The sequence below is a fragment of the Paraburkholderia sp. BL6669N2 genome (assembly GCF_003387275.1).
GTDB lineage: Bacteria > Pseudomonadota > Gammaproteobacteria > Burkholderiales > Burkholderiaceae > Paraburkholderia.
Genome location: NZ_QUNA01000001.1, coordinates 3,905,710 through 3,920,834, shown reverse-complemented (window position 1 = coordinate 3,920,834; position 15,125 = coordinate 3,905,710). Strand labels below are relative to the sequence as shown.

Annotated in this window: 11 protein-coding genes; 5 read left to right on the top strand and 6 right to left on the bottom strand. The window is 55.1% G+C overall.

The window, feature by feature from the left end:
* Window positions 1-84: 84 nt before the first annotated feature.
* The 4 genes from B0G80_RS17865 to B0G80_RS17850 all read left to right on the top strand — a co-directional run bounded on the left by B0G80_RS17865 (window position 85) and on the right by B0G80_RS17850 (window position 7,045).
* Entirely contained in the window at window positions 85-1,596 is a 1,512-nt protein-coding gene (locus B0G80_RS17865) for a CoA-acylating methylmalonate-semialdehyde dehydrogenase (protein ID WP_116118851.1), read from the top strand.
* A gap of 475 nt (window positions 1,597-2,071) precedes the next feature.
* A complete protein-coding gene (gene treS, locus B0G80_RS17860; protein WP_116118850.1) occupies window positions 2,072-4,162 on the top strand; it encodes a maltose alpha-D-glucosyltransferase in 2,091 nt (696 codons plus the stop codon).
* Window positions 4,163-4,581: 419 nt separating this feature from the next.
* A complete protein-coding gene (locus tag B0G80_RS17855) occupies window positions 4,582-4,965 on the top strand; it encodes a VOC family protein (protein ID WP_116118849.1) in 384 nt (127 codons plus the stop codon).
* A gap of 691 nt (window positions 4,966-5,656) precedes the next feature.
* On the top strand, window positions 5,657-7,045 hold the full coding sequence (locus B0G80_RS17850; RefSeq protein WP_116118848.1) for an APC family permease: 1,389 nt from the start codon (window positions 5,657-5,659) through the stop codon (window positions 7,043-7,045).
* A gap of 138 nt (window positions 7,046-7,183) precedes the next feature.
* On the opposite strand, the gene B0G80_RS46900 is transcribed toward B0G80_RS17850, so the two are convergent.
* Together B0G80_RS46900 and B0G80_RS46895 are read right to left on the bottom strand one after the other, a co-directional pair.
* Window positions 7,184-7,564: a serine hydrolase gene (locus tag B0G80_RS46900; protein WP_116118847.1), complete on the bottom strand. Its 381-nt coding sequence runs from the start codon at window positions 7,562-7,564 to the stop codon at window positions 7,184-7,186.
* Window positions 7,558-8,367 carry a serine hydrolase gene (locus B0G80_RS46895; protein ID WP_181919975.1) on the bottom strand — a complete coding sequence of 270 codons (810 nt, stop codon included), beginning with the start codon at window positions 8,365-8,367 and terminating at the stop codon, window positions 7,558-7,560. The genes B0G80_RS46900 and B0G80_RS46895 overlap by 7 nt, the downstream gene beginning before the upstream one ends.
* A 168-nt stretch (window positions 8,368-8,535) precedes the next feature.
* Between B0G80_RS46895 and B0G80_RS17835 the strand changes: the two genes are divergently transcribed.
* Complete coding sequence (locus B0G80_RS17835) at window positions 8,536-9,327, top strand: inositol monophosphatase family protein (RefSeq protein ID WP_116118845.1); 792 nt, start codon at window positions 8,536-8,538, stop codon at window positions 9,325-9,327.
* 168 nt (window positions 9,328-9,495) lie between these two features.
* On the opposite strand, the gene hisD is transcribed toward B0G80_RS17835, so the two are convergent.
* The 4 genes from hisD to B0G80_RS17815 all read right to left on the bottom strand — a co-directional run bounded on the left by hisD (window position 9,496) and on the right by B0G80_RS17815 (window position 15,085).
* A complete protein-coding gene (hisD, locus tag B0G80_RS17830; RefSeq protein ID WP_116118844.1) occupies window positions 9,496-10,824 on the bottom strand; it encodes a histidinol dehydrogenase in 1,329 nt (442 codons plus the stop codon).
* Window positions 10,825-11,273: 449 nt separating this feature from the next.
* Entirely contained in the window at window positions 11,274-13,028 is a 1,755-nt protein-coding gene (locus B0G80_RS17825) for a thiamine pyrophosphate-binding protein (protein WP_116118843.1), read from the bottom strand.
* 243 nt (window positions 13,029-13,271) lie between these two features.
* Window positions 13,272-14,162 carry a carbohydrate ABC transporter permease gene (locus B0G80_RS17820; protein WP_116118842.1) on the bottom strand — a complete coding sequence of 297 codons (891 nt, stop codon included), beginning with the start codon at window positions 14,160-14,162 and terminating at the stop codon, window positions 13,272-13,274.
* A gap of 17 nt (window positions 14,163-14,179) precedes the next feature.
* Window positions 14,180-15,085 carry a carbohydrate ABC transporter permease gene (locus tag B0G80_RS17815; protein ID WP_220377464.1) on the bottom strand — a complete coding sequence of 302 codons (906 nt, stop codon included), beginning with the start codon at window positions 15,083-15,085 and terminating at the stop codon, window positions 14,180-14,182.
* Window positions 15,086-15,125 lie beyond the last annotated feature (40 nt).

The following is a 15,125-nucleotide window of genomic DNA, read 5'->3' as shown; positions in this document are numbered from 1 at the left end:
AATCAGTTCGCCATTGACGTCTTTTCTCGCCGGTTTTCGGCCCTTAGACTCCAAACACTAAACAATCATGTAGGAGAATGTCAAATGCAGGCTTACCAAGATACCGCCGACGTTTTGCACTTCATCGGGGGCACGGAGACCCGGGGCGTCAGCACCCGAACGCAGCAAGTCTTCAATCCCGCGACGGGACAGTCGCAGCGCAAACTGGTGCTGGGCGAGACCGCCGATATTGATACCGCGGTCGCAACTGCCAAGGCAGCGTTTCCGAAGTGGGCCAATGTTCCCCCTATCCGACGCGCCCGCGTAATGCTCCGATTCCTAGAACTGATGAATCGGCACAAAAACGAGCTCGCTGCCATCATTACGGCCGAACACGGCAAAGTCTTTTCCGATGCGCAGGGAGAAGTCGCCCGCGGCATCGACATCATTGAGTTCGCCTGTGGCATTCCGCAGCTTCTCAAGGGTGACTACACCGAGCAAGTGTCGACAGGCATGGACAACTGGACCGTTCGCCAACCGCTCGGCGTCGTTGCAGGCATCACGCCCTTTAATTTTCCCTGCATGGTTCCGTGCTGGATGTATCCGGTAGCAATCGCTGCCGGCAACACGTTCATCCTCAAGCCTAGCGAACGGGACCCGTCCGCCGCACTCTTCATGGCTCGTCTGCTCAAAGAAGCTGGTTTGCCGGATGGCGTGTTCAACGTCGTACAGGGTGACAAAACCGTCGTCGACGCGTTACTTCACCATCGCGACGTCAGCGCCGTGAGCTTCGTCGGTTCCACTCCGATTGCCAACTATATCTATGAAACCGGCGCAAGGAATGGCAAGCGAGTTCAGGCATTGGGTGGGGCCAAGAACCACATGGCTGTTATGCCCGATGCAGACGTCGGGCAGGCTGTCGATGCCTTGATTGGTGCGGGGTACGGCTCCGCCGGTGAGCGATGCATGGCGATTTCGGTCGCCGTCCTGGTTGGCGACGTTGCTGACAAAATCATCCCGCTCCTGGCAGAACGAGCGCGCGCCCTTGTCATTAAAAACGGTATGGAGCCTGACGCGGAAATGGGACCTATTGTGACAAAGGAAGCTCGCGACAGAATCGAAGACTACATTGGAGTGGGTATCGAGGAAGGAGCTCAACTTGTCGTTGATGGTCGCGGATTGAAAGTCGAAGGATGCGAAGGAGGCTTTTTCACGGGTGGCACACTGTTCGACCACGTAACACCAGAAATGCGCATTTACAAAGAAGAAATTTTTGGACCGGTGCTAGCCTGCGTCCGGGTGGCGAATTTCACCGAAGCAGTCGAACTCGTGAACAATCACGAATTCGGGAACGGTGTCGCGTGTTACACGCGTGATGGAAATGTCGCCCGTGAGTTCGGTAGGCAAATCCAGGTAGGCATGGTCGGCATCAACGTACCTATTCCGGTTCCAATGGCATGGCACGGATTCGGCGGCTGGAAGCGCAGTCTTTTCGGAGACACGCATGCATACGGTGAGGAAGGCGTTCGCTTTTATACGAAGCAAAAATCCATTATGCAACGTTGGCCCGAAAGCATCGATAAGGGTGCCGAGTTCGCGATGCCGGTATCGAAGTAAGCTTTAGTCAAAGGCACACCGTACTGCTCTGTACGGTGTGCCTGACACAGATTCAGTCTCAATCGTATTTTGGGACTTGGGACATTCACCAAGAAGCAGTACATCAGTCCCTCTCCTCCTTCGTAACACCAACCAGTTTGCGCAAACCAGCGCAACTGCACCAACGCGTTCCCATCCTGCGCGCAGCAAGCGAAATCAACTTGTGCAGTTTAAACGCCTTCGAGGCCTGAGCTGGCGCAAACTGAAGCGACCTGATGCACTGCCAGTGCAATCGACTTCGGCTTCTAGCAGTTTCACACGCCCCGGCGCCACAAAGAACACGACGCACATCTTCGCGCGTTGACGCGAATCCTCTCGGTCATCTCAATTGCACCGATTCCAGCCAATTCTGGGTATAGCCTTTGCGACAGAGAGTGCTTTTCTCGCGGTGCATATTCTCGCGAGCGTCCGAACCACATTTCCAGAGGAGTCTGTTATGGATTCTCCAGTTGCCGAACATGTTGAGTGGCTCGTCAGTCATTCGATGCTTCGTCAACTTCGAACACGCGCTCGCACATACGCAGGCCAGGCGAGATTGTGGCTTCATCCCTACGCTGAAACCAGACCTCGAGTTGCGTGCGCTATATCGTCCGTGTGGTTTACAGCCTATCCCGGTGCGGTCATCACGACACCAGGCGACTCCGTTCTGCGAACGCTTGGTAGCGACGGCCTTTGGCGCGCGCTTTCATCAATCGGTATTCAAGCGGTGCACCCTGGTCCTACCAAACTCGCCGGCGGGCTCACAGGTCAGACCATCACACCATCAATCGATGGCAACTTCGACCGCATTGGACTCGGAATCGACCCGCGTTTCGGCAACGAAGAAGAGTTCGTCGCCATGAGCAGAATGGCTGCCGCCCACAACGCAGTCGTGATTGACGATGTCGTCCCATCGCACACAGGAAAGGGAGCCGATTTCCGGCTAGCCGAGATGAACTACGGCGATTATCCCGGGCTATATCACATGGTTGAAATCAAGCCGGACGATTGGAGCCTGCTGCCTGATGTCGTGGAAGGAAAGGATGCGGTAAATTTGCCGCCCCACGTCGTAGATGCTTTGAAGGAAAAGTGCTACATCGTCGGACAATTGCAGCGCGTGATTTTCTTTGAACCCGGAATCAAAGAGACTGATTGGAGCGCAACGGCGCCCGTAATTGGTGTCGATGGCGTCAAGAGACGTTGGGTCTACTTGCACTACTTCAAGGAAGGCCAACCGTCGCTTAATTGGCTGGACCCGACCTTTGCGGCGCAGCAACTCGTCATCGGCGATGCGCTCCATTCCATCGACGCTTTGGGCGCACGCGGACTACGCCTAGACGCCAACGGCTTTCTAGGCATCGAGCGGCGAGCGCATGGAAATGCCTGGTCCGAGAGCCATCCTCTTTCGATTACCGGAAACCAGTTGCTAGGGGGAGCAATACGCAAAGCTGGAGGTTTCAGCTTTCAGGAGTTGAATCTCACCGTCGATGACATCGCAGCGATGTCGAAAGGCGGCGCAGACCTCTCGTACGATTTCATCACCCGCCCGGCCTATCAGCATGCCCTCTTAACGGGTGACACAGAGTTTCTCAGACTCATGCTGAAGACCGTGCATCAGTACGGAATCGACCCTGCTTCCCTCATCCACGCTCTCCAGAACCATGACGAACTGACGCTTGAGCTAGTACATTTCTGGACGCTACATGCGAATGCGACTTTCACATTCCAAGGCCAGACATGGCCTGGAAACATCCTACGCGAGCATATTCGCGAAACGATGTATGAACGCCTGAGCGGTGAACACGTCCCGTACAATCTGCGCTTCGTCACGAACGGTGTGTCCTGCACAACCGCGAGCATCATCGCTGCCGCGCTCAACATTCGCGAACTCAACTCCATGACCGACCAGGACAAGGAAAATATCCAACAAATCCACTTCCTTCTGGCGATGTACAACGCACTGCAGCCCGGGGTTTTTGCAATCTCAGGCTGGGACCTCGTGGGTGCATTACCGTTACCCATCGCAACGGTCGAAGAGCGCATGGTCGACGGAGATACCAGATGGATTCATCGCGGCGCCTACGACCTGACTGGCGAAAATCCAGACGCAGCGGCCTCCGGAGAAGGCATCCCTCGGGCGATGGCCTTGTATGGCCCCCTGCCGGAACAGTTGGCTAACCCGAACTCGTTCGCGTCACAACTTCAACACCTCATCTCCGTGCGCGAAGCCTATAAGATTGCTTCGAGCAAACAAATAGCCATGCCTGATGTCACTTCGCCTAGCCTCCTCGTCATGGTTCATGAACTTCCTGCGGGCAAAGGAACACAAGTAACCGCTCTCAATTTCAGCGCAAGCACCGTCGACGAAACAATATCTTTACCAGGCATAGCTTCCGGTCCAGTCGTCGATATGCTTGCAGAGTCGGTTGTGGGCGACCTTGACGAGTTTGGGACGCTGAGAATCTTGCTGGATGGCTATCGCGGGGTATCGCTACGCATTGTGAGCGCACTGCCTGCGGCAATTGTTGACGAAGACGATGAGCGATAGTGCTACCAAAGCGAGGGCAGCCAGGTGCCTTCAATGATTTCGAATACAGATACCCGTCCAGAACTTGTTTTTGCTCGTGAAAGCTGACCTCACCACTGGCGCCCACTGCTACACAACCGGTGCAGGCTGCGATGACAGGACTTATCGCGGGGAGCACCGAACTCTGCGCTCTGCGGGATACGACGGTTCGAGCCGACAATCACGACACGCTCATGTGAGTGAACCCTTATACGAACCGGGGAGCCGTTGCATATGTACGCCAGACATCCTCATAATCGAACTCCTGATGCTGCGTGCGCCCGAGTTTGGCAACGCAGGCTAGCGTTCTGCTCGCTCGCTGCCACGGCCGTTGATGCAATTCATTCGTAGCTGTCGGTGGCGCCCACGTACGGGTATTGATACAAAAAATTGAGGAAAGCATGCGCCTAGCACATGTAGCACTGTGGACTCGCGACATTACAGCCGCCGCGGGATTTTGGCATGAGTATTTCAATGCAGAAATTGGACCGCTTTATCTCAGCGCCCGGCGACCAGGTTTCACGTCGTGCTTCGTTCGCCTCGCATCAGACTCACTTCAGGTTGAATTGATGACTGGTCCTTGGGTGGTCGCGAAAGCAGCCGATGAGTGTTTTGGCTGGGACCATATCGCGATTTCACTCGGCGATGCCGACGCAGTTGATGCTTTGGCCAAGCGTTGCGCGACAAACGGAATCTTGCTGTCCGGCCCTCGACGCACTGGCGACGGTTTTTATGAGGCGGTGATAGTGGCCCCGGATGGTACTCGAGTTGAAATCACCAGTTGATGGCCCACGCCTACCGTCAAGATAGAAAAAGGGGGCGCATTTCGCTGGTTGTCACAACGTCGGAGCGCCTTCTGGACCCACCGTAGCCCTCGCATTTTGCCTCTCTGCGGGAACGATGCTGTCGCAAAGTGATGAGTCAACTTGTAACAAAATGCAGCATTTTAGTCAGGGTAACCCCGTAAACTAACGTCGACCCTTCGCACAATGACGCACCATGTGCGTCGCTTTGCTGCAACGCGAGTACGCGTGCGAACTATCAGCCCGAGATTTTGGCAACGTACACTGCATTCAAACGCGGTGGGTAACAGCCAGTTGCGTCGAACTGCGATTAGGGTTGGCCCAAGCTGCAAGCTTGGACAAAGACTGAACGACGGGTTTTCCAGACTGCATCTCAATCGTGCGAGCCGGCCGGCACGAATCGAATCTGACCCGTGCATCCGTACCTATCCAATGTCGACGTTCGCTGCTTCCTAAGCGACCGAGTCGTCGCACGAATAAAACAACGGTCAAGAGTCTCACAAAGACGTGGCGCAAGGCGTTACGACGCGACCAAAACTAAGTGCGCTGCTGATGTCTAGCGGAGCTTCGGCTGGCATCAAGCATTGCGCACACACGTCTATATCACGTCGCTCGTGCACACGTGATGAAACAAACAAGTCGATGAGAAGCATTGCGAGGAGGTTTTGAGGACATGGAAAGTATCGCAACAGGTACCGCGGACGAAGCGCCACGTTACACAAGCCAATCGAACGACGCCGAATATTCGACCGGCTTGAATCGCGCCCTGAGTGTGAGCGACCTCATCGCCTACGGCATGGTCTACATGCTGCCAATTTCACCGTTTGCCATGTTCGGCATCATTGCAAGCGTCGGCAATGGAATGGTCCCGCTGATTTACATTCTCAGTGTGGTTGCTATGGGCTTCACAGCTCGCAGCTATCAAGTGCTGAGCAAGGAGTTTCCGAATGCTGGCTCAGCGTACACATACGCTCGACACGGCATAGGAGAGGCAGCAGGGTTTTTCGCTGGTTGGTTGCTCTTTCTGGACTACATCATCAGCCCCGGTCTGCTAGCAATTATCAGCGCCGCAGCCATGAACAGCTTCATTCCCGAGGTTCCACGTTGGGCCTGGATTCTGGGGTTTATCGGCATCGGAACGTTGCTCAATCTCGTAGGCGTCTCGGTTACAGCCAAAACGAACCGTATTTTCCTCGTTATCATGATGGCGGTGCTTGCAGTCTTTCTCGGTGCCGGCCTGTACGCCCTTCATACGGGAAAAGGCAATGGCGGTCTCACACTTGGTGCCATCTATAACCCTCATACCTTCACCTGGGCGGCCGCCGGCAGCGGCATTCTCGTCGCCTCATTAAATTTCTTGGGTTTTGATGCCATTACGACCTTGGGCGAAGAGGTGCGACCGAAGCAAAAGCACCTGCTCGGCTTTGCGGGCATGGCAACGCTCGGCATCATGGCAGTGCTCTTCGTCGTTCAAACCTGGGTCGCGGCCGACCTGGCACCCGGTGCTCATATTTTCTCGCCGGACACTGCGTTCTATGACATCTCACGTTATGCCGGTGGCAACTGGCTGTTCGCTCTGACGTCCATCGGTACTGCCCTAGCCTTTGGCATCCCCTGCACGATTGTTTCACAGCTAGCCATTGCACGAATCATCTATGCCATGGGCCGCGACCGCCAATTGCCCCATGTGTTCGCCCGTGTCAGCACAAAGAGCCAGCAACCGTATGTCGCAAATCTGTTCGTCGCCGGTGTTTCCCTGGTCGTATCGCTTGCATTCCAAGACCATCTTGATGACCTTGCGCTCTTCCAGAACTTCGGCGCATTGTCGGCATTCATGCTTGTGAACGTATCGTTGATTGGCTACTTCTGGTTTAAGAAAGGTTCCCGCAACATCGTCTCGCACATGGTTCTGCCTCTCGTCGGTCTGGCTATCATCGTCGCGTTGATGTCATCCATGCGTATCGCAACGCTGCAGATGGGGGTGACGTGGCTCGCACTTGGACTCATCTACTACCTCGTAATGCGATATGCCCTGGGCCGAAAGGTTGCTATCGAAGTTTAGACACCAAAAACTTCCTTTACCTAAAACCGGCAGTGCTTGAGTTGACCGAACCAAGCCCATCCCCGGGGAGGGTTGGCGCACTGCACAGAAAGCCGGGGTGATTAATAATCGCCCTGGCTTTTTATATTGAACTGCCGCCTACGACGCGCGAGCACCTGCTCGGCCAAAAGCAGCATATACGGCATCTCGAACGTCCTCTGGGAACCTTCCTCCAACTCCCTCCCAGGTCGTATTTGTAAGCGCCACTACGGTAAGCCCGCTTGCGACGTCAACAAACCAAGAGTGACCGTACACCCCGCCCCACCCAACCGTCCCCACCCGCTGCGGAGTGATAAGGCGAGATGGGTCCATTAACACGGCACCCATGTATCCGAATCCCCATCCGTCGCCCTGCGCGCGGAGGTCTGCGTCGACGTGAGCACTGCGCATGAGGTGTGCGAGCCTGCTGTCCAAGAACCCTGCACCGTCTTTGCGTACTGTCTCAAGAGCTTTCAGGATATCCCGTGCACCTCCTACCATTCCGGCTCCCCCGACGGAAACTCATTGGGTGCATGAGCTCGACGAGGCGAAAATCGGATTGCGATTCCGGAGTCTGGTGGCACAACTTCCGCAGGCTCTGGCATCTCCGCCAATGTACCCAAGGAATCGATATAAGGCACTGCGAGCTCCCGTTGCGCCTTAGCCGCGAACGCGAGTGAGTTAAGTCCAAGCGGACGACATATCAAGTCATCGATTGCATCCGGGAGTGTACTTTCCGTCGCGCACTCAATGATTGCCCCAACAACGTCAAGACCGAGAGAATACTGCCATGCGGCTCCAGGTTCGAACTTGAGCTTCGCGTTGCCCAACCGCCGGAGGTTTTCCGCAAGGGTTAGACCGGAACAGTCGAGCCCATCAGAAACCCGGAACCGCTCATACTCCGACCCGGCAGCTTCTTGGAAACCATAGCTCAGGCCTGACGAATGCGAAAGAAGGTGGTGCAGCGTAATTTTGGGCTGTCGGCCATCTGCCAGACGAGGTCGAAAATAGGGTAACCAGTTCGTGATTGGCTCGTGCAAATCCAGAATGCCGAGGTGCACAAGCTTCAAGGCTGCAAGACTCACAATTGGCTTTGTCACGGACGCCAGTCTGAAACGTGCATTGATGTGCATTGGTATTGCCAAAGCGATATTTTCATAGCCCGCAGCCTCTTCCGCGACAACAACACCATTTAATGCAACCAGAACCACACCACCTGCAATGCGGCCCTCGTCGACCGCTTGACTCAACACAGTCAACACATTCTGGCTCACGTCCTCCTGAAATCGAGCACTTTCGCTCATTGCCATTCCCCTTTAGTGTACGGCGCCCCACTCCGGAAATTGCTTACGCAGATTCGACTACGCTTACTCGATTTCGTCCACATCACCACCTACAATTAACTTATCTGAGCACAGCTTCGTAAAACGTCTCTTTGGTCGCATCCAAGGCTCTCTCAGGCTCAAGCAACTATGAATTTATTCGAAGACTATAGGCAGTTCGTCGAGTCGACGTTAAACGAAACTGGTCAAATTGGTATCCGCTATTTTCGACAAGAAATCGACATCGCGCAGAAGACCGACGCAAGCCCGGTGACGATTGCAGATGTAGATATCGAGGCTCTGATTCGAGCCAGGATTATGGAAGCTTATCCGTCTCATGGAATCCTCGGAGAAGAGCAGGCCGCGCTCAACCCTCAGGCAAAGTTTTGCTGGGTGGTTGACCCTATTGATGGCACGAAGAGCTTTATCAGCGGCATGCCGCTGTGGGGAACTCTTATCGCGCTTTTGAAGGATGCTGCCCCTATCTTTGGCATCATTGACGTCCCCGTGCTCGGTGAGCGGTACGTCGGAACCCGTGAACAATCTACTGAACGCAACGGAGAAGCAATCCGAACGAGCGGTTGCGGTGAACTGCGAAAATGCAACATGTTCTCAACGTCGCCCGATATGTTTAGCGAAACGGAGTTCGAAGTGTTTAATTCACTTAGTAGCAAAGCGCGATTCCGCAGATACGGCGGCGATTGCTACAGCTACGCAATGCTCGCCACCGGCAAAATTGACGCCGTCGTCGAGGCTGGTCTCAAGCCGTACGACTATCTCCCCATCGTCCCGGTTGTGAACGGCGCTGGAGGTGTTATGACCGATTGGAACGGCAATCCATTGACGCCAACAAGCGATGGACGAATTATCGCCGCGGCAACTCCCGAACTGCATCGCGCCTTATTGGAAGAGACGATAAGACTTGCCACAAGCGAAGCTTGAGTACTGGCACCTAGAGACGTTCATGCTGTAGGCCTGGAGAAGCCGCCCGGCTTCATTGCCGCATAAAAGCCAATCTATTCTAAAAACACGCACCGGTCGCAAAGCGACCGGTGCTCGTTAGCAAATCGCATCAACTAACGTCTCAGCGAGATATGTACCTTGACGTCATCACTTCGCCGTCTCAGCCGGCACAGGAGCAGCCTTGCCATACGGGACGTCGATGTTACCGAGACGACGCAAGCGGATGTTTGCCTGTTCCGCATGGCCAGAAAAGCCTTCGAGAATGCACAAACGCGAGCAGTACTCGCCGATGAGTACGGACGCCTCGTCAGTAAGAATTCGCTGATACGTACACGTCTTCAGGAACTTGCCGACCCACAGGCCACCCGTGAACCGCGCTGCACCTGAAGTCGGCAGCGTGTGGTTCGTACCGATAACCTTGTCTCCATAGGCGACGTTTGTGCGTGCGCCCAGGAAGAGCGCACCGTAGTTGCGAAGACGTTTCAGGAAAAAGTCGGGGTCGCGCGTCATTACTTGCACGTGCTCCGATGCGATGCGGTCCGACTCCCGAATCACTTCTTCATCATTTTCACAAATGATGACTTCCCCGAAACCTTCCCAGGCCTTGCGAGCAATCTCAGCGGTGTCAAGTTGGTTCAGCAGACGCTCGACTTCCACAAGCGTCTCCTCGCCGAGCTTCCGCGAAGTGGTGACAAGCACTGCTGGAGAGGTCGGGCCGTGCTCAGCCTGGCCCAGCAGGTCCGTCGCGATAAGCTCAGCGTCGACCGAGTCATCCGCGATAATCATGGTTTCGGTCGGGCCCGCGAACAGGTCAATACCAACCTGACCAAACAGTTGACGCTTCGCTTCGGCGACATATGCATTACCCGGCCCGACGATGATGTCCACTTGCGGAAATTCACCAATCCCGAGTGCCATAGCGGTTACAGCTTGCACGCCGCCGATGCAATAAATCTCATCGGCACCCGCAAGATGGATAGCGGCAATAACAGGCGCGCTTGGTCGACCTTCGAAAGGAGGCGACGTCGCGATAACGCGGTCTACACCAGCGACCTTTGCCGTTACGATGCCCATATGCGCAGATGCAACCAGCGGATATTTTCCGCTCGGGATGTAGCATCCGACGGTTTGGACGGGAACGTTCTTGTGACCAAGAATGACGCCGGGAAGCGTTTCAACTTCGATATCATGCATCGACGCCAGCTGATGGCGTGCGAAGTTGCGGACCTGTTCCTGTGCGAATTTAATATCCGCAATTTCCTGCTCTGTCAGTTCGGCAATGCAGGCATCGATTTGCTCTTGCGAGAGACGAAACTGCGACGGATTCCACTTGTCGAACTTAGTGGAGTACTCGCGCAGAGCGTCATCCCCCCGTGCGGAGATGTCGGCAATCACCTCCTCAACAATACGACGGACCTGTTTAGTGTCGGCTTCCCCAGTGGGTTGCGTGGTAGCTGACTTCAAAAAAAACGACATGATTGCCCCTTATGATGCAACTCAGAAATTGAGTGGACTCTTCAACGAGAAAATTCTTAACTAGCTGAGACTCCGCACTTGGAGTCGAAAGCTTTGCGTGGGAAAGCGCGTCACTTTTGCAGCGCGAAGTCAGTATCAGTCGAGAAAAACTCCAACTCAATTTCGCGAGACACCTCGAATATGACGCACTGTGACGCTATCTTTGGTCTGGATGCTTCTACGTTACGAACCACAAGGAAAAGCCGGCGCTTCGCATTTACGACCACACCGTCACTTGAGCATCGACGATTCTTCGCTACGTCTGACTTGTATAGACCAGTCCCTGAAGACCAAAGATAGTGAGACGCAACGGGCACTCGTCAAACTGACGACCCTGTTTGCTAGCATGAATTCACAACTTTCCGGCCCGAATGCCACATCGTTTTCAAGCGACCGGCTGGGCCATGCTCTTAGACCAGACTATCCTGTTGCATAGCGCGATTCTGTACATCCTCATAACGCGTTGCTGCATCATTTTCATGTCGCGCGACCATCACTTCAACCAAGGCGGGACCCGTGCTGTCAAGCGCCCGGCGAAATGCGCCCTCCAACTGAGAAGCGTGCTCGACGCGCCATGCATCAAGTCCAAAGCTTCTAGCAATTTCTGAGAATGCGAGTGGGTACGGACGTCCATCGGGCAAACAAAACTCGCCAATACTCGGACGCGCACCGAGAGAACCAATCGCACCGGATACGAATTCTGGTCCGCTTCGATTGAAGACAACGAAAACGACAGGAATACAATGCATGACGCTAACCGCCATTTCCTGCATCGATTGAAGAAAATCACTATCTTCAACCACGCATACGACCTGCCGCGCTGGCATCGCGAGCTTCGCGCCTATCGCAGCAGGAACAGCCCAACCACCTGCCGCGGACGCTCCTGGTGACAAGAATGTGCGCGGCGCATAGACAGGGAAATGCTCACGCGCTATATGCACGACGGCGCCGGACCCAATGACCGCAATGGCATCGCGATGGAGCACTTTGCGGAGCTCGAGAAACGGCCGCGGCGGCCGAATGAAGGTCTCGCTCGCACCTGACCTGCTGGCGACCTCGTTCCGCCACTGCTCACGCAGTTGCCGCATAAGTTCAATGAATGCCTGTCGTCGTGCACCTGTCGCCCGCTTCAACTTCCCGTTCATCGCCGCGTTGAGGTCGACTAACGCGCTTTTCGCATCCGCGACAATCCCGACCTCTACCGGATAGCGTTTTCCGATTTCGTCTCTCTCAACGTCAATCTGAATCAACTTTTTACCGGCCACTTCTGATATACCGCTCGCGCTTCCATAGATGTCGTGCAGGTCCGATAGACGGCTGCCCACCGCAACAATGACGTCGGCCTTGCTCAAAAGCGCGGTTCCCCACTGGCTTGCCTCTGCGCCCACCGAACCAGCATTGAGGTCGTGGTCATGGGGAATTACCCCAATGCCGTTGCCCGCCACCAATACCGGCGCTGAAAGGGCATCAGCCAAAGCGTTGAGCTCGGATATAGCATCTGCAGCCACCACTCCGCCACCGGCTAGAATGATTGGACGCTCCGCGTTGGCAAGAAGGCTAGCTGCCAGTTCAATGACCGCGGGGTCTCCTCTCAGTCGGCCCTGGGTGAGTCGGTTCTGTGGGGATTCGGAACTTACGTGCTCCGTGTGCGTCTGCAGTTCAAAGGGAACTTCGAGATGGACAGGGCCCGGTCTTGCACCCAGCGCACTGTTAAAGGCACGATGCATCGCTTGCGGGAGTTCCGAAAATCCGCACACCTTCCACGACCTCTTGAGGCCGCTGCATGCCGAGTCTGCGTCCCACCCTCGCCCGGTCCGCGTAGAGCGAGTCGAGCCAGCAGGCGCGTCGCCGGAACCTTGGTCACCCGTGATTAGAAGCACACCACAGGAATCAGACAGGCAATTCGAAAGAGCCGCCGAGGCAGTATAAATTCCGGTTCTTGAGGGAAGCACAACAGCCATCGCACTCCCGCACGCGCGGAAGTATCCGTCCGCCATATGGACGGCGCTCTGTTCGTTAACCACCCGAATAAAGGGAATGCTAGCGCCCGGCGCATTGAGACCTTCAAGTACGGCGCTGTTTCCGTTGCCCGGCACGCCTGCGACATATCGCACTCCATACGCGCGCAACTCCTTCGCGATGACCTGCCCGCCAGATAACTTCACTCGAAACTCCCGGTATTTTCACGCGCGATGGCCGCACGACACATTGACACAACGCTCTCGCGCATCAGTATTCGCGATAAAAAAGCGAAACTCAATTTCGCACCGCACTGATTCGCGACGCACTCCGACGCACTCCGACGCAGAAAGCGCATCGAATGCGTTCAGTGTGCGACGTCGTCCGAAGGGGCGACCTACTTCTGTGCCCACCCACGATGCTGGTCGCAACATGACGCTATGCTCTAATCAACCGCGTACAGCGCCACTTAACGAGAATCCGCCTTTGAAATAGCGCGACATCACGAAGTAGAGGGCGATGACGGGCAACGAGTAAAGGATAGAGAAGGCGGCAATCTGCCCGTAACGAATCGTTGCGGACCCAATGAAACTGTAAATTGCAATCGGCGCCGGTTGGCTTGATTGGTCCGCAATCAGGACAATCGGAATCAGGAAATTGCCCCACGCATTGACGAAGCTGAAGATGGCTGCGGATGCAATCCCTGGCATCGCTAGCGGGACGATAACCGAGCGGAGAATGCGGAAGGTGCCCGCCTGCTCCATGCTTGCGGCCTCCTCAAGGTCAAGCGGAATCGCGTCGATAGTGTTTTTAATGAGATATATGGCGAAAGGTAGCGAAGTGACGCCCAAAAGAATTGCAGTCGGCACAAGGGAAAGCATGTCGTACTGCGCGAACATCTTGTAGACCGGCACGATAAGAATAGTAACGGGCACGCCTGAGAGGAAAAGGATGCCAAGTAAAATGGGACCTTTCCATGGAATACGGTGCCGAGAAAACGAGTAGGCCGCCAATGTTCCCGCGCCGGTCGACACCACTGCCGCTATCGTCGAAACAATCACGCTGTTCCAGAGAGCTTGAGCGTTTCCTTGCGCCAAAGCATCCACAAAGTTGTCCAACGTCAACGTCGGGAGCTGAATTTGCCAGCCGGCGTGCTTGTCAACTGCTCCAACCACAAGCCACAAGACCGGGATAACGAAGTAGGCTCCGATAAGCAGCAGTATCACGTTCGCGAGCAGCCTACCCGACATGGGCTCGACACGCCGCATCGTGCGCCCGACGACATGCGCAGAGTCTCCCGTCACCTTTTGAGCAGAAAGTTCCATTCTGTTTTCCTTCATGATGCTGTTCCAACAAGTTAGGCGGAAACCGCTTTCAGCTTGCTCTTCCGAACTTGACCAGGACGATATTGGCGAGCGATAAGCACGAAGGCCAATCCAAGCGCCGATGAGAGCAGTACGATTACGTTTCCAAGAAGCGCGCTGTAACCCAATCTATGAAATTTGAAGCCTTGCACGTACGAGTAGATGGGCAGGATATTGGTCTGATTGTCGGGGCCCCCACCGGTCATCAAATAGACCAGCGTGAAATTCGCGAAGGTCAAAAGCGTCATCAGAAGCGCAGACATCAAGATGGTCGGCTTCAGCAACGGTAACGTCAGCCGAAACAGTCTTTGAGCTGCGCTCGAGTTTTCCAGTATTGCCGCCTCAACCATCTCAGTTGGGATACCCCGCAAAGCAGCAGAGAACATAATCATCGAAAGCCCGGCCAGCGACCATACATTCGCAATTGACACCACCAGCATTGGATAGGTGTAGAGAAGGTCATGATTCGCGTCGCCAAGGAGGCGCGGGAATGTGCCGCCGCTCGTGGTTGCCGCATACCAGATGACGGCAATCGTAATTGGAGGGAGATTCCATGCAAGTACGGCCAGCCCAGACACAGCCTTGCCAAGCACGCCGCTCGCCTTTTGCATCAACAGCGCCATCGCGAGTCCGAGAATCGTTGAACCAAACGCACCTGAACCAACGACAAACACCACGGTTTGCCATAGCGAACTCGTGAAGACGTCGTCGCTCAGCAGCGTTCGGACATTCTGAAGCCCGGTGAACCAATAGTTGACCGCATGGGGTCCGATGAGTTGGAGATTGGTAAATCCGAGGTAGATTGCATAGACAATCGGCAACGCCAGAAGCGAAAGCAGCAGGATGGCCGCGGGTGCGAGCAGCACTAGGCTCACAGGGCGAAACGTGGTCTGATTCATCGTCAAAACTCTCCAGAACATACGCTGGCCGCCCGAAGCG